The organism is Sphingomonas sp. BL2, assembly GCF_056680015.1.
This window is the reverse complement of the sequence record NZ_CM155261.1, coordinates 2,599,702-2,614,721: the sequence shown is the minus strand read 5'-3', so window position 1 is coordinate 2,614,721 and position 15,020 is coordinate 2,599,702. Positions and strand designations below refer to the sequence as shown.

Below are 15,020 nucleotides of genomic sequence, written 5' to 3'. Positions count from 1 at the left end.
GGGCTGTTCCAGGCGACGCACTGCTTGGCTGCCCCTCACCCTAGCCCTCTCCCCGAGGGGGAGAGGGAATAAGACGTGCGCACTTTAGTTATCGAAACATCCACCACCGCCTGCTCGGTCGCCCTCCTCGAACACGGCGCCGTCATCGCCCGCACGCACGAAGTCGTCGGCCGAGGCCATGCCGAGCGCCTCATTCCGATGATCGCAGAGCTGCCGGAAGGCGGCCGCGCCGGCCGCATCATCGTCGATTGCGGCCCCGGCAGCTTCACCGGCGTCCGCGTCGGAATCGCCGCCGCGCGTGGCCTCGCGCTCGGCTGGGGCGCGAAAATCGCCGGCTTCTCCTCGCTCCCGCTCATCGCCGCCGCTGGTTTCGCCGACCGCTTAACCGACGATATTGCGGTGATCATGGAAGGCGGGCATGGCGAGGTCTTCATGCAAGCGTTCTCCGCCGATCTGTCGCCGCGATCCGACATGGTATCGCTGAAGCCCGACGCCGCGCTCGCCGCGCTGGCAGGACGGCGCGCAGTCGGCAACGGCATCCGCTGGCTCGCCGCACTCGACGACGGCTTGGACCTCACCGAAACGCTTCCCGACGCCGCTTCCGCGATCCTCCTCCCATCAGAACTGACAGCGCTCGCGCCAAGCCCGATCTACGGCCGCGCGCCCGACGCCAAACCGTCGGTCCCGAAATGATGGCCACGCGCCAGGCCGCCACGCGCACCGTCACGCTCCGCACCGGCGACGCGCGCGATCTCGCGATCGTCGACGCGCTGATGACCGAGGCGTTCGACCCGCGCTACGGCGAGGCATGGACGCGCAGCCAGTGCCTCGGCGTGCTAGCACTGACCGGCGTCCACCTGACGATCGCTTTCGTCGACGATTTCCCCGCCGGTTTCACGATGACCCGGTCGGTCGCCGACGAAGCCGAACTCTTGCTGATCGCGGTCGCGCCAGACTATCGCCGCCGCGGCGTCGGCACCGCGCTGATCCGCGCGGCGATCGCCGATTGCTCGGTCGGTAGCATCGCCAGGCTCCATCTCGAAGTCCGCGCCGGCAACGACGCGGTCAAGATGTACGACGCGCACGGCTTTACAAAGGTCGGCGAACGCCGCGCCTATTACCGCGGCAAGACCGGCGTCGCGTATGACGCACATACATATTCGAAAGATATCAACAGTTAAGGCTTATTGCGAGTCACTATCCCTTTTCGCAACAGCGCGGAGGCCCTACATGGCACTCAACGAGGGAACGACACATGCCGCGCAAGATCGATCTGGAAGCACTCTGCAACGAGAAGGGCCTGCGCATTACCGAGCAGCGCCGCGTCATCGCTCGCGTGCTGTCCGAGGCGGACGACCATCCCGACGTCGAGAAGGTCTACGAGCGCGCGTCGCAGATCGACCCCGGCATCTCGATCGCGACGGTGTACCGCACGGTCCGCCTGTTCGAGGAAGCCGGCATCCTCGACCGCCACGATTTCGGCGACGGCCGCGCGCGTTACGAGCCAGCCCCGGAAGCGCATCACGATCACCTGATCGACGTCGAGAGCGGCAAGGTGATCGAATTCGTCGATCCCGAACTCGAGCAGTTGCAGAAGGCGATCGCGGAGAAACTCGGCTTCCGCCTGGTCGATCACCGCATGGAACTCTACGGCGTCGCGCTCACCCGCAAGGACTGACGCGATCGGCCGGATCCGCCTTGGCGCGCGGTTGGCGGCGCTGTTGCTAGCGCTGATTCTCGCGCTGGCGGTGCACGGGACGTGGCGGCTGTTCGGGCGGAAGTCGCCATGGCCGCCGCGCTTTCTCGGGTTGGTCGCGCGGATCGTCGGCGCCAAGGCGCATGTCGCCGGTTCCCCGCTTCGCCATGACGTCGTCTTCGTCTCGAACCATCTGAGCTGGATCGACATCCTCCTCCTGTCCGGCGCGACCGGCACTGCGTTCGTCGCGAAATCCGAACTCCGCAGCGCCCCGCTGGTCGGCTGGCTGTGCACGCTCAACCACACCGTCTTCGTCTCGCGTGCGGACCGCATGGCGGTGACCGCCCAGATCGCCCAGATCCGCGACGCGTTGGCGGCCGACTGGCCCGTAACCCTCTTCCCCGAAGGCACTACGGGAGACGGCACCACGCTCCTACCCTTCAAGGCCGCGTTGCTAGCCGCGCTCGATCCGCCCCCGCCCGGTGTGAAGGTCCAACCGGTCCGCATCGATTACGGCGCAGCCACCGACGAACTCGCTTGGGTCGGCGACGAGCCCGGCCAACACCACGCCGCCCGCGTGCTTAAGCGCCGGGGCACATTCGTTGCGACACTGAAGTTCGCCGAACCGTTCGCCCCCGCAGACTATGGCGACCGCAAAGCCATCGCCGCCGAAGCCCGCCGCCGCATGGAAGCGCTGTAGCCCGAACAAAGAATGTTCCCCCGCGAAGGCGGGGGCCCAGACTGGACTCCCGCCTTCGCGGGAGAACAAGGGAGGGAAGCTCCCACCTATCCCCAATCTCAGCCACCACCCCGGCGAAGGCCGGGGCCCAGTTGGAAAGGTCGCAGTAACGAGGCGCAGAGCTCAGTTAGCGACGTCCCCCAACTGGGCCCCGGCCTCCGCCGGGGTGGTGGCACTTTCCAGGGTTGGCTTCGTGACAGGCAGGAGCAACGCCCCCTCCCCCCACGCGCACAAATTTGGTAGGGCCTCCGCATGTCTCCCCCCAAAACCTTCCACGTCAAATCCTTCGGCTGCCAGATGAACGTCTACGACGGCGAGCGCATGGCCGAACTGATGGCCGCCCAGGGCCTCACGCAAGCCGACGCGGTCGACGCAGACGTCGTCGTCCTCAACACCTGCCACATCCGCGAACGCGCCACCGAAAAGGTTTATTCGGACATCGGCCGCCTGCGGAAGGACCAGCGCCGCAAGTCCGGCAAGACGCCGATGATCGCCGTCGCCGGCTGCGTCGCACAAGCCGAGGGCGAAGAGATTTTCACCCGCGCCAAGGTCGACATCGTCGTCGGCCCGCAAGCCTATCACAACCTCCCCGATCTCGTTGCGAAGGCCGCCGCCGGCACGCCCTCGCTCGACACCGACATGCCGCTGCTGTCGAAGTTCGGCGCGCTCCCCGCCCGGCGGAAGGTCGCCCCCTCGGCGTTCCTCACCGTGCAGGAAGGGTGCGACAAGTTCTGCACCTACTGCGTCGTCCCCTACACGCGTGGTGCAGAGATCAGCCGCCCGTTCGCCGCGATCGTCAACGAAGCAAAAGCGCTGGTCGACGCCGGCGCGCGCGAGATCACGCTGCTCGGCCAGAACGTCAACGCATGGTCGGAAAACGAGCGTGGCCTTCACGACCTGATCCGCGACCTCGACCGCATTCCGGGCCTCGCGCGTATCCGCTACACCACCAGTCACCCTAACGACATGACGCAAGGCCTGATCGACGCGCACCGCGACATCGAGAGCCTGATGCCGTTCCTCCATTTGCCTGTGCAGGCCGGCAGTGATCGCGTCCTCAAGGCAATGAACCGCAGCCACACCCGCGACTCCTACCTCCGTCTCCTCGACCGCGTCCGCGCAGTCCGCCCCGACATCGCACTCTCGGGCGACTTCATCGTCGGCTTCCCCGGCGAGACCGATGCCGAGTTCGAGGACACGCTGAGCCTCGTCGACGCGGTCGGCTACGCACAGGCGTACAGCTTCAAATACAGCCCCCGCCCCGGCACCCCCGCGGCGTCGATCGTCGAACAGGTCCCGGAATCGGTCATGGACGAACGCCTCCAGCGCCTCCAGGTCGCGCTCAACCGCGACCAGCACGCCTTCAACGCCGCCACCGTCGGCCGCACCTGTTCTGTCCTGCTCGAACGCGCGGGAAAACTCCCCGGCCAGCTGATCGGCAAGTCTCCCTGGCTGCAATCGGTCCACCTGATCGGCAACCACGCGATCGGCGACCTGGTCGAAGTAACCCTCGCCGCCGCCGGCCCCAACTCCCTCACCGGCATCGAACGGATCGCCGAAGCCGCCTGATCTCCCTTCTGATCCTCCCCCGCCAGGGGGAGGTGGCAGGCACTTGCCTGACGGAGGGGGAGGGCGCGATAACCGCAGTTGCGTGTCCTCCCCCTCCGTCGCCTGCGGCGACACCTCCCCCTTGCGGGGGAGGATCGCAACGGCGTCCCTGAGGCGTTGGAACGATACGCGCGGCTCGCGAAAACCACCCCCCGCGATTTCGCTGTCCTACACCCCGATCGCCTGCCACACTCGCCTCCGATGCAGCTTCGCCCACGCGACTCGAACCATCTCTCGGCCAGTGCTCCGGCGCGGCTTGAACGCGTCGCCCGCGATGCTCATCTTCCTTTCAAAGGTTACGGTTCGACGCTTCTAGGCGTAACCTTTGACACTCTGAAAGGACCGTATGAGCCGTAAACCCGTTCCCGCCCAGTCCGGTGACCGCGCCCGAGTCGAGCTGCTGTTCGACAAGCCCCAATTGCTCGTCCGGCTCTTCGGCCAGTACGACCAGAACCTGGTAGCGCTCGAAAATCGCCTCGGCGTCTACATCACCGCTCGCGGGAACAAGATCGGCCTGGAGGGCACCGCCGAACAGGTCGCGAAAGCCCGCGACGTGCTCCACGATCTCTACGCCCGCATCCAGCGCGGCGAAGACGTCGACGCTGGCCTGGTCGACGCGTCGATCGCGATGGCGGACGAACCCGTTCTCGAGGGCATCATCCGCGCCGATGCCGGTGGCGGCGGTGCCCCGCCGATCATGATCCGCACGCGGAAGAAGACGATCGTCCCGCGGACGCCGGCGCAGGCGCACTACATGCGCGAGCTCGCCAACAACGACATGATCTTCGCGCTCGGGCCGGCAGGTACGGGCAAGACTTATGTAGCGGTCGCACAGGCAGTGCAGCAGCTCATCAACGGCAGCGTCCAGCGGCTGATCCTGTCGCGCCCTGCGGTCGAGGCCGGCGAACGCCTCGGCTTCCTGCCCGGCGACATGAAGGAGAAGGTCGATCCGTACCTCCGCCCGCTCTACGATGCGCTCTACGACTGCCTCCCCGCCGAGCAGGTCGAACGCCGCATCGCATCTGGCGAGATCGAGGTCGCGCCGATTGCCTTCATGCGCGGCCGCACATTGGCCGACGCGTTCGTCATTCTCGACGAAGCGCAGAACACCACGCCCGCGCAGATGAAGATGTTCCTCACCCGTTTTGGTCAGAACAGCCGGATGGTGATCTGCGGCGATCCGAAGCAGGTCGACATCCCCGGCGGCGTCGCGGCGTCCGGCTTGGCGGATGCAGTCCGGCGGCTCGAGGGCGTCCAGAGCATCTCGATGTGCCGCTTCACCGTCGGCGACGTCGTCCGCCACCCGATCGTCGGCCGCGTCGTCGAGGCGTATGAAGGAACCGATGGTTGATGCTCAGGATATCCCGGAGTATATCTTCGGGATATCCTTGGAGACAGGCGATGGCATCTCTATACATAAAGAACACAGATACCGCGGACCTCGCACGGGAGGTCGCTTCATTGCTTGGCACCAGCAAGACTGCTGCGGTCCACGATGCCTTGCTCCATCGAAAGCGTGCGCTGGAAGCTGAAAAGTATGGGAGCATCCACGATCGCATGAGAGCATGGCGGGCGGCTCATCCGCTCGGTGAATCGACGGGACTTGAGGCCGACAAGGCATTCTACGACTCGCTCAACGACGAAGACGACGATTGATCGCGTTCCTCGACGCATCCGCGATGGTCGCGATCATGACCAACGAACCCGAGGCTTTCGCGTTGGAGAAGCGGTTCGGTAGCGCCGAGGAGGTCTTGTGTTCAGCGATATCGCTTTGGGAAGCAACGCGTGCCATCGCACGGAAACGTTTGGTCCCAACTGCAACTGCACGGGCGGAGATCGAAAAGTTCGTCGCTGACTTCGCAGTTCGGCTCGTGCCGATCGGTGCGGCAGAAGCTCGCTCTGCCATTGCCACCCATGAACGCTACGGCAAGGGCCGCCACCCCGCGAAGCTGAACATGGGCGATTGCTTCGCCTATGCCTGCGCGAAAACCCATGGCGCGGAACTTCTCTACAAGGGTAATGATTTCGCCCTGACCGATCTCGCCTGAAGGACCTGCATGCTCGAAATCGCGCTCTCTTCCGACGCCCCCTGGCCAGAGCAGGATTGGGACGCCCTCGCTTTCCGTGCGGCAACGGCAGCGATCCAGCGGACCCCGCACGGCGAACTGCTGACCAGCGCCGCGACCGTCGAGATTTCGATCCGCCTCGCCTCCGACGAGGAGGTCCACACGCTCAACAAGCAATACCGCCAGAAGGACAAGCCGACCAACGTCCTGTCCTTCCCGATGGTCCAGCCCGATCTGCTCGCCACGGTCAGTCAAAATTCGGACGATGGCGAAGTCCTCCTCGGCGACATCATCCTCGCGCACGGCGTCTGCGTCGCGGAAGCGGCCGAGCGCGGCATCTCGGTCGAGGATCATGCGATGCATCTGATGGTGCACGGCACGCTGCATCTGCTAGGCTATGACCATATCGACGACGACGAGGCCGAGGGCATGGAGCAGATCGAACGCGACGCGCTCGCCGCCTTGGGCCTCCACGACCCTTACTTGATAACAGAGGACTGACGACCACGATGGCCGATGGCCCCAATGCCGGTAACGGCGATAGTAGCGACAGTATCTGGCGCGGGCTCAAGGGCCTGATCTTCGGTGCTCAAGACGAATCCCTTCGCGATCAGCTCGAGGACGCGATCGACCGGCACGAGGGCGATCCCGCCCCCGATGCGAAGGGCGACCTGACGCCGCTCGAACGCCAGATGGTTCGCAACCTGCTTCACTTCAGCGAGCGTGACGCGGGCGACGTCGGCGTGCCGCGCGCGGACATCATCGCGGTCGAGGAGGACACCCCGTTCGCCGATCTCGTCAAGCTGTTCGCCGAAGCGGGCCATAGCCGGCTACCGGTGTACCGCGACAACCTCGATACGATCATCGGCATGGTCCACATCAAGGACGTCTTCAACATCCTCGCAACGGGTGCCGAGCATCCGACGTCGATCGCCGGCCTGATTCGCGAACCGCTCTACGCGCCGATGTCGCGCGGTGCGCTCGATCTGCTCGCCGACATGCGGCAGAAGCACGTCCATCTGACAATCGTGCTCGATGAATACTCCGGCACCGAGGGTCTGGTGACGTTCGAGGACCTGATCGAGGAGATCGTCGGCGAGGTCGAGGATGAGCATGATGAGGCGCCTCAAGTCCTGATGACGCCGATCGAAGGCGGCGCCTGGGATGCCGACGCGCGCGCAGAACTCGAGGACGCCGCAGAACTCATCGATCCACGGCTGGCGGAAGTCGACGGCGATATCGACACGCTGGGCGGCTTGGCGGCGCTCCTGGCCGGGCATGTCCCGCAGATCGGCGAATGCGTCGATCATCCGAGCGGTTGGAAGCTGGAGATTATCGACGCCGACGAGCGGCGGATCAACCGATTGCGCCTGCATCCGCCGGTGGTGCCGGTCGAGGACGACGACTGACACAGCCTCTGCAATGGATCGACGAGCCTTTTGCCCATGATCCATTGCCCCGGCCCTGCCTCCGTTCTAACTTCCCCCCATGCGCAAACACATCCTCATCGTCCTTGGGCTGATCCTGCTGGTGATCGCCGCGGGCGTCACCTATCTCGCCTGGCCCGACACGGCGGAACTATCGGTCGACCAAGTCGCGGGCAAGCTGCCCAAGATCACCGATCCCCGCATCCAGACGATCCCGACCGTCAAGGTCGCCAAGGTCGTCGGCTGGCAGAACGGCGCGATGCCGACGCCTGCTGCCGGGCTGAAGGTCCAGCCGTTCGCGACCGGGCTCGACCACCCACGCTGGATGTACCGCCTCCCCAATGGCGACGTGCTGGTCGCCGAGACGAACTCGCCCCCGCGCGAGGGCGGCGGGATTACCGGCTGGGTGATGAAGGTACTGATGGGTCGCGCGGGCGCAGGCACGCCGTCCGCCAACCGCATCACGCTGCTGCGCGACGCGAACGGCGACGGCGTGGCTGAGACCAAGTCGGTGTTCATGACCGGTCTCAACTCGCCGTTCGGCATGACGCTGCTCGACGGCCAGCTCTACATCGGCAACACTGATGCACTCGTCCGCGTGCCGTACACCGATGGCGCGACCAAGATTACCGCCAAGCCCGAGCTCGTCATCAAGCTTAACCCCGGCGGCAATCACTGGGCACGCAACGTCATCGCCGCAGCCGACGGCAAGACGCTGTACGTCGGCGTCGGCTCCTCGACCAACATCGCCGAGAACGGCATGGATGCCGAGAAATACCGCGCCAACATCCTGCAGGTCTGGCCGAAGGACAAGAACTGGCGGATCTACGCGGCCGGTCTGCGCAATCCCAACGGCATGGCGATCAACCCCAAGTCGGGGGGCCTGTGGACCGTCGTCAACGAGCGCGACATGCTCGGTTCGGACCTTGCTCCCGACTACCTGACGCAGGTCGAGTTCGGCGACAACTTCGGCTGGCCCTGGTATTATTGGGGTGGCTATCCCGACACCCGTGTCGAGCCGAAGAACCCCGCGCTCCAGCAATATGCCAAGCGTCCCGACTACGCACTTGGACCCCACGTCGCTGCGCTCGGCCTGACCTTCTCCGCGGATGCTAAGCTCGGTGCGAAGTTCGCCAACGGCGCGTTCGTCGGCGAGCACGGCTCGTGGAACCGCAAGCCGGTGTCGGGCTACAAGGTCGTCTACGTGCCCTTCGGCGACACCGGCTTCCCGGCGGCAAACGCGAAGCCGGTCGATGTGCTCGGCGGGTTCCTGAACAAGGACGGCGACGCGCAGGGCCGCCCGGTCGGCGTCATCACCGACAAGACCGGCGGACTGCTGATCGCGGACGACGTCGGCGACGCGATCTGGCGGGTCAGCGCGGGGGGCTGATCTCGGCGGAGGGCGTCGAGGGCCCCGCCATCTATACAAAAGGCGTACGATCCCTACTTGTCGTCATCCCGCGGAGGCGGGGACCCATATGCTCAAGGGCTATCGATCGACTCGCGAGCATTGCCAGTATGGGTTCCCGCCTGCGCGGGAATGACGATCCGGGGGCTTAGGCGGCTTCTGTCAGCGCCTAACGCACCCTCTCACCCCGCCAAAATCCCCCGAGCCTCGTCGAGATCATCCTCGTCGACCATCACGCGGACCGGGATCAGCAGCCAGCTCCCCTCCATGATCGACATCCCGGTGTCGAACGCCACCGCCGGAATGCCTTCGCTCTCCAGCCGACCGACGATGATATGCGCCTCGTTGCGGCCATAGCGCCCGAGTTCGACCAGGCTCATGCCCCGGCGCGGTCCGGCAGGACGGTGCCAAGTCGAACCGGCAACCCGTCGATGCTCTCGGTCGGCCCGGCCAGTTCCTCGATCCGTTCCGCCTCGGTTTGCCTGGCGTGATATTTCGACAAGGTCTGCCGTTCGCGCTCGAGCGTCATGAACGGCACGGCCCACCCGCAACTCGTCTGCACCTCGTCGACCGAAATCACGAAGATCTGCCGCGTGCCGGGCAACGGCGTGAACTGCGCATACAAGTCAGCCCAGCCGTCGTCCTGCGGCAACACCGCACGCCCCCTGCCGTAAATGCGGAAGATCTGCGCGGGCTGGTCGAACGCGCAGAACATGATCGTGATGCGACCATCCGCGCCCAGATGCGCGTTCGTCTCGTTCCCCGACCCACCGACGTCGAGATACGCGACCGTCTTCGGATCGAGTACGCGAAAGCTGTCCATGCCCTTGGGACTGAGATTGATCCGCGCGCCTTCCGCGGCCGTCGCGACGAAGAATACCGGCTGCCGGGCAACGAACGCGCGATGATCGTCGGTGAGCGCGGGGAAGAAGTCCATCGTTCGGCTCCGAATTGACGCGCATCATTGACGCGCATATTCTATGCCCATGAAACATGATCCCGTCGCAACCGGCAAGCGCAAATCGGTCAATATGTCGCTCGATACCGGCATCGTAGCGGCGGCACGGGAGGCAGGGCTCAACCTCTCCCAGATCAGCGAACACGCTATCAGGCACGCAACGAAAGTCGAACAGGAGCGGCGCTGGAAGGAAGAAAATCGCGAGGCGATTGAGGGCTGGAACCACTGGTACGAAAAGAACGGCGATCCGCTCGCCCATTTGCGGTCGCTCTGAATGGCACAGTTCGACGTCTACCGCGTTCGCGGCAACGTGCTGGTGATCGATTGCCAGTCTGATCTTCTGGCTGATTTGCCAACCCGCTTCGTGGTGCCGCTTCGCCCGACCGACACCGTCACACTCAAGAGGCTGACGCCGAACTTCGTTATCGACGGCGCAGCACTGACCATGATCACGCCGCTAGCGCGCGCGATCGATGTCCGCGATATCGAAAATACCGTCACGACACTCGACGCAGCACAGTTCGAGATCAAGGGCGCGCTCGATATGTTGATCTCCGGGTTTTAAGCCGCCGTTCCACCGACCGTAAGCCCATCCACCAGCAATGTCGGCTGCCCGACGCCGGCCGGCACCGACTGCCCGCCCTTGCCGCAAATCCCGATGCCCTCGTCGAGCGCGAAGTCGTTGCCGATCCCGCGGACCTTGGTCAGCGAGCTCGGACCATCGCCGATCAGCGTCGCGCCCTTGATCGGGGCACCGAGCTTGCCGTCCTCGATCAGATAGGCCTCGGTGCAGCTGAACACGAATTTGCCAGACACGATATCGACCTGCCCGCCGCCGAACGCCTTGGCGAAGATGCCCTTCTTCACGCGCGACAGAAGCTCCGCGGGATCGTCGTTGCCCGCCTTCATAAAGGTGTTGGTCATCCGCGGCATCGGTGCGTGCGCGTAGCTTTCGCGACGACCGTTGCCGGTCGCCTCAACGCCCATCAGCCGCGCGTTGAGGCGATCCTGCATATAGCCCTTGAGGATGCCGTCCTCGATCAGCACGGTCTCGCGAGTCGGCGTGCCCTCGTCGTCGATCGTCAGCGAGCCGCGGCGATCCTGGAGCGAGCCATCGTCGACCACCGTCACGCCCTCGGCCGCAACGCGCTCGCCGATGCGACCCGAGAAGGCCGACGTGCCTTTACGGTTGAAATCGCCTTCGAGGCCGTGGCCGATCGCCTCGTGCAGCAGAATGCCGGGCCAGCCATTGCCGAGCAACACCGTCATCTCGCCCGCAGGAGCCGCGATCGAGTCGAGGTTGACCAGCGCCTGCGACAGCGCCTCGTCGATCGCGCGGTTGTACGTCGCCGGCTCGAACAGGTCGGTGTAGAGATAGCGACCGCCGATCCCGTAACTGCCCGTCTCGCGGCGGCCGTTCTGTTCGGCGACGATCGACACGTTGAGCCGGACCAGCGGCCGGACATCGGTCGCGACAAAGCCGTCCGCCCGGACGATCTCGACGACCGACCACGTCCCCGAGAGGCTCACCGATACCTGGGCGACACGAGGATCGCGAGCCCGCGCTGCGGCGTCGATCGTCTGACACAAGTTCACCTTGTCAGCGAACGGGACCAGGTCGAGCGGATCAGCGGCGGTGTAGCGGCGCTGGTTGGTGCCCTGCGGCGGACCGGCCTTCGCGGCCACGCCGGGCTCGATCAGCGCCATCGTCTCGGCGGCGCGACGGATCGCGGCGGGGGTCATCTCGTTCGAATGCGCGAACGCGGTCATCTCGCCCGAGACGGCGCGCAGGCCGAACCCCGAGCTCGTATCGTAGGAGGCGGTCTTCAGCCGGCCGTCATCGAACCCGAACGCCTCGGCCTTGCGGTACTGGAGATACAGCTCGCCGTCATCGGCCTTGCCGAGCGCCTTGGCTGTCAGCGCCTGCGCCTGTTCGGGGTCCAGGGTATCGCGGTAGAGGAACGAACGGGGGTCTGCTGCTATCGTCATCCGATAGATATAAGAGGCTTAGCGCCCTGCGCCATCCCCGTGATCGCGCAAAGTCGACTGGTCCGCGCCATCGGCGGCACCGCCGACCAGGATGAAGCGACGATCGCAATAGCCGCAATCGACATAGCCGGTCTCGTCGATCTGCAACCAGACGCGCGGATGGCCAAGCGCTGCGCCGCCGGGGATGTCGGTGGCGCCATCGCAGGCGACGCGGGCGTGGGTGACGCGGGTGGTTTCGAGCGGCGGATGCATCAGGGCGCGATAGCAAGCGCGCGCGAGCCGGGCAATTGGTTCTTCTACCCGCGTCCGTTGCCCTGCGACAGAGGATGGTTCACGCGAAGGCGCAAAGGCGCGAAGATGTTGCGCTTGTCGCACGGCGACTTTTCAATCGCCTATGGCGGCGCAGTTCGTTTTGTCTGCCGACCGATCGTCTGCGCGCCGCATCCTTCGCGCCTTTGCGCCTTCGCGTGAACACATCTTCTTGCAGCATCAGGGGATGACCCGCCTTGCGGCCCCCGCTATGCCGCAGCCATGACCGAAGCTGCGATCGCCATCAAAAACCTCAGCAAGACCTACGCGCCCGTCGGCACCGCGCCGCCCAAACGCGCGCTCGACGATGTGACGTTCGACGTCCCACGCGGCCAGATCTTCGGGCTGCTGGGCCCCAACGGTGCGGGCAAGTCGACGCTGATCAACATCCTCGCAGGGCTGGTCAACAAGACCGACGGCAGCGCCGCGATCTGGGGGTTCGACATCGACGAGCACCCGCGCAACGCCAAGGCGTCGATCGGGATCGTCAACCAGGAAATCCTGTTCGACCCGTTCTTCTCGCCGTTCGAGACGCTCGAAATCCAGGCCGGCCTCTACGGCGTCCCCAAGGCAAAGCGCCGCACGATGGAACTGCTCCGTGCGGTCCATCTCGAGGAAAAGGCGCACGCTTACGCTCGCACGCTGTCCGGCGGAATGAAGCGCCGCCTGATGGTGGCGAAAGCGATGGTCCACTCGCCCCCCGTCCTCGTCCTCGACGAGCCGACCGCGGGCGTCGATATCGAGCTACGACAGCAGCTCTGGACCTATGTCCGCAGCCTCAACCAGGCCGGCGTCACGGTCGTCCTCACCACGCATTACCTCGAGGAAGCCGAAGAACTCTGCGACCGGATCGCGATCATCAACAACGGCCGCCTGATCGCGAACGAACCGACGCGCGAACTCGTCGGCAAGGCGCAGGAGAAGATCGTCGCGGTCACCGTCGACCGCGACGTGACCGATATCCCCGCCAACGCCTGCTTCCAGAAGATCGCGCTCAAGGGCAACCGCACGCTGGAGATCACCTACAAGAAGGACCGCGTGAACGCCGGCGAAGTCCTCGCCGCGATCCAAGGCAGCGGCTTCGGCATCGTCGACGTCTCGACCAAGGAACCCGATCTCGAGGACGTCTTCCTCAGCCTGACCCGCGCCGCCAACGCATGACGAGCGACATCCTGATCGTCGGCTCGGGCGCCGCAGGTCTAACCGCGGCGCTCAACCTCGCCGATCGCTTCAAGGTCACGGTGTTAGCCAAGGGTGCGCTCAACGAAGGCTCGACCGCCTGGGCGCAGGGCGGGATCGCCGCGGTGCTCGAACCCGGCGACACGTTCGAGAACCATGTGGAGGACACGATGGTCGCCGGCGCTGGCCTCAACGACCGCGCGATCGTCGAGATGGTCGTCGAGGGAGCCCCCGCCGCGATCGAGCGCCTCACGCATCTCGGCGTGCCGTTCGAGACCGAGGGCAACGCGCTGCACCTGACTCGCGAGGGCGGCCACTCGCATCGCCGCATCGTCCACGTCGCGGACGCGACCGGCTGGGCGGTGCAGGAGGCGTTGCAGAAGGCCGCCGAAGCACACCCGAACATTACGCTGGTGCCCGACCAGATCGCGATCGACCTCGCCACCGGCCGTCACGAGGAACGCTATTCGGGATCCGGCAACGTCTGGGGCGTCTACGCAGTCGACCGCAAGACCGAGCGCGTCGCCCTTTACACCGCCCGCGCGACGATCCTCGCGACCGGCGGCGCGGGACGCACCTATCTCTTCTCGACCGCCCCCCGCGGCGCGACCGGCGACGGCATCGCGATGGCGTGGCGCGCGGGCGCGCGCGTCTCCAACATGGAGATGATGCAGTTCCACCCGACCTGCCTCTACAATCTGGAGGTCAAGAACTTCCTGATTACCGAGGCGGTCCGCGGCGAAGGCGGGCGGTTGATCAACCCGTCGACCGGCAAGCGCTTCATGACCTATTACGACCCTGCGCGGATGGAGCTCGCGCCCCGCGATATCGTCGCGCGCGCGATCGATGCCGAGATCAAGCGCTACGGACTCGACTACGTCCATCTCGACATCAGCCACATGCCGGCCGAGTTCATCCGCCATCACTTCCCCAACATTCACGAGAAGCTGCTCGGCCTCGGCATCGACATGACGACGCAGCCGATCCCGGTCGTCCCCGCGCAACATTACACGTGCGGCGGCATCGTCATCGACGAACACGGCAAGACCGATCTGCCCGGCTTGTATGCCGCGGGCGAATGCACCGAGTCGGGCCTGCACGGCGCCAACCGGCTCGCGTCCAATTCGCTGCTCGAATGCTTCGTGTTCGGCGAAGCGGCGGCGGACAGCATCGCAGCCGCGTGGGACTCACTGCCCCCGCCCCCGCCGATCCGCCCCTGGGACGAAAGCCGCGTTACCGACTCGGACGAAGAGGTCGTGATCAAGCAGACCTGGACCGAGATCCGCCGCTTCATGTGGAATTACGTCGGCATCGTCCGCACCACCAAACGGCTCGAACGCGCCAAGCACCGCATCGAATTGCTCAACGACGAGGTCGCCGAATATTATCAACATTTCCGCGTCACGCCCGACCTGATCGAGCTGCGCAACCTCCTCCAGACCGCCGAGCTGATCGTCCGATCCGCACTGCACCGGCACGAGAGCCGCGGGCTGCACTTCACGCTCGACTACCCCGAGACGCTGCCCGAGGCGGTCGACACGGTTCTCGTTCCATAGCGTGGCGGCGGCTCGGCGCATCGTCGGCGCACTTCGTCGCAGCGACGTGCCGCCGCAGTTACGCGTGGCCGATCAACGGATAAGG

Annotated in this window: 19 protein-coding genes; 15 read left to right on the top strand and 4 right to left on the bottom strand. The window is 65.4% G+C overall.

The features are described from left to right. Positions 1–75 precede the first annotated feature (75 nt). From tsaB to AC1ME3_RS12185, 11 genes are all read left to right on the top strand, one after another. Complete coding sequence (gene tsaB, locus AC1ME3_RS12235; RefSeq protein WP_480953371.1) at positions 76–693, top strand: tRNA (adenosine(37)-N6)-threonylcarbamoyltransferase complex dimerization subunit type 1 TsaB; 618 nt, start codon at positions 76–78, stop codon at positions 691–693. Continuing rightward, positions 690–1,181, top strand: a complete 492-nt coding sequence (locus AC1ME3_RS12230) for a GNAT family N-acetyltransferase (protein ID WP_480953370.1) — start codon at positions 690–692, stop codon at positions 1,179–1,181. Before tsaB ends, AC1ME3_RS12230 begins: the two co-directional genes overlap by 4 nt. Positions 1,182–1,255: 74 nt before the next feature. Then, positions 1,256–1,678, top strand: coding sequence for a Fur family transcriptional regulator (locus AC1ME3_RS12225; protein ID WP_056047123.1), 423 nt, complete (start codon positions 1,256–1,258; stop codon positions 1,676–1,678). Positions 1,679–1,721: 43 nt separating this feature from the next. After that, positions 1,722–2,396 carry a lysophospholipid acyltransferase family protein gene (locus tag AC1ME3_RS12220; RefSeq protein WP_480953369.1) on the top strand — a complete coding sequence of 225 codons (675 nt, stop codon included), beginning with the start codon at positions 1,722–1,724 and terminating at the stop codon, positions 2,394–2,396. Between the two features lie 291 nt (positions 2,397–2,687). Continuing rightward, positions 2,688–4,004: a tRNA (N6-isopentenyl adenosine(37)-C2)-methylthiotransferase MiaB gene (gene miaB, locus AC1ME3_RS12215; RefSeq protein ID WP_480953368.1), complete on the top strand. Its 1,317-nt coding sequence runs from the start codon at positions 2,688–2,690 to the stop codon at positions 4,002–4,004. Positions 4,005–4,389: 385 nt separating this feature from the next. After that, positions 4,390–5,394 carry a PhoH family protein gene (locus AC1ME3_RS12210; protein WP_480953367.1) on the top strand — a complete coding sequence of 335 codons (1,005 nt, stop codon included), beginning with the start codon at positions 4,390–4,392 and terminating at the stop codon, positions 5,392–5,394. Between the two features lie 50 nt (positions 5,395–5,444). Continuing rightward, on the top strand, positions 5,445–5,699 hold the full coding sequence (locus AC1ME3_RS12205; protein ID WP_480953366.1) for a type II toxin-antitoxin system VapB family antitoxin: 255 nt from the start codon (positions 5,445–5,447) through the stop codon (positions 5,697–5,699). After that, the gene (locus AC1ME3_RS12200; protein ID WP_480953365.1) at positions 5,696–6,091 is read left to right on the top strand and encodes a type II toxin-antitoxin system VapC family toxin; all 396 of its coding nucleotides are present in this window, start codon (positions 5,696–5,698) and stop codon (positions 6,089–6,091) included. Before AC1ME3_RS12205 ends, AC1ME3_RS12200 begins: the two co-directional genes overlap by 4 nt. Before the next feature lie 9 nt (positions 6,092–6,100). After that, on the top strand, positions 6,101–6,610 hold the full coding sequence (gene ybeY / locus AC1ME3_RS12195) for an rRNA maturation RNase YbeY (RefSeq protein ID WP_480953364.1): 510 nt from the start codon (positions 6,101–6,103) through the stop codon (positions 6,608–6,610). 8 nt (positions 6,611–6,618) lie between these two features. Beyond that, positions 6,619–7,518, top strand: a complete 900-nt coding sequence (locus tag AC1ME3_RS12190) for a hemolysin family protein (protein WP_120299875.1) — start codon at positions 6,619–6,621, stop codon at positions 7,516–7,518. Between the two features lie 79 nt (positions 7,519–7,597). Beyond that, positions 7,598–8,926 (top strand): PQQ-dependent sugar dehydrogenase, encoded by a 1,329-nt coding sequence (locus AC1ME3_RS12185; RefSeq protein ID WP_480953363.1) that lies wholly within the window; start codon positions 7,598–7,600, stop codon positions 8,924–8,926. Positions 8,927–9,126: 200 nt separating this feature from the next. On the opposite strand, the gene AC1ME3_RS12180 is transcribed toward AC1ME3_RS12185, so the two are convergent. Continuing rightward, positions 9,127–9,324, bottom strand: coding sequence for a putative signal transducing protein (locus tag AC1ME3_RS12180; RefSeq protein ID WP_480953362.1), 198 nt, complete (start codon positions 9,322–9,324; stop codon positions 9,127–9,129). Continuing rightward, positions 9,321–9,881 carry a pyridoxamine 5'-phosphate oxidase family protein gene (locus tag AC1ME3_RS12175; RefSeq protein WP_480953361.1) on the bottom strand — a complete coding sequence of 187 codons (561 nt, stop codon included), beginning with the start codon at positions 9,879–9,881 and terminating at the stop codon, positions 9,321–9,323. Before AC1ME3_RS12175 ends, AC1ME3_RS12180 begins: the two co-directional genes overlap by 4 nt. 49 nt (positions 9,882–9,930) lie before the next feature. Between AC1ME3_RS12175 and AC1ME3_RS12170 the strand changes: the two genes are divergently transcribed. Together AC1ME3_RS12170 and AC1ME3_RS12165 are read left to right on the top strand one after the other, a co-directional pair. Next, positions 9,931–10,176 carry a type II toxin-antitoxin system CcdA family antitoxin gene (locus AC1ME3_RS12170; protein WP_060523794.1) on the top strand — a complete coding sequence of 82 codons (246 nt, stop codon included), beginning with the start codon at positions 9,931–9,933 and terminating at the stop codon, positions 10,174–10,176. Beyond that, the gene (locus AC1ME3_RS12165) at positions 10,177–10,467 is read left to right on the top strand and encodes a CcdB family protein (protein WP_480953360.1); all 291 of its coding nucleotides are present in this window, start codon (positions 10,177–10,179) and stop codon (positions 10,465–10,467) included. It begins immediately after the preceding gene. Here AC1ME3_RS12165 and tldD read toward each other — a convergent pair. Further along, a complete protein-coding gene (tldD, locus tag AC1ME3_RS12160) occupies positions 10,464–11,891 on the bottom strand; it encodes a metalloprotease TldD (protein ID WP_133019330.1) in 1,428 nt (475 codons plus the stop codon). The two genes, AC1ME3_RS12165 and tldD, sit on opposite strands and share 4 nt — an antisense overlap. A gap of 18 nt (positions 11,892–11,909) precedes the next feature. Continuing rightward, a complete protein-coding gene (locus AC1ME3_RS12155; protein WP_031393477.1) occupies positions 11,910–12,143 on the bottom strand; it encodes a zinc-finger domain-containing protein in 234 nt (77 codons plus the stop codon). Between the two features lie 279 nt (positions 12,144–12,422). On the opposite strand from AC1ME3_RS12155, the gene AC1ME3_RS12150 reads away from it, so the two are divergent. Further along, on the top strand, positions 12,423–13,361 hold the full coding sequence (locus tag AC1ME3_RS12150) for an ABC transporter ATP-binding protein (RefSeq protein ID WP_480953359.1): 939 nt from the start codon (positions 12,423–12,425) through the stop codon (positions 13,359–13,361). Beyond that, positions 13,358–14,935: an L-aspartate oxidase gene (gene nadB / locus AC1ME3_RS12145; protein WP_426281300.1), complete on the top strand. Its 1,578-nt coding sequence runs from the start codon at positions 13,358–13,360 to the stop codon at positions 14,933–14,935. Before AC1ME3_RS12150 ends, nadB begins: the two co-directional genes overlap by 4 nt. Positions 14,936–15,020: the final 85 nt, after the last annotated feature.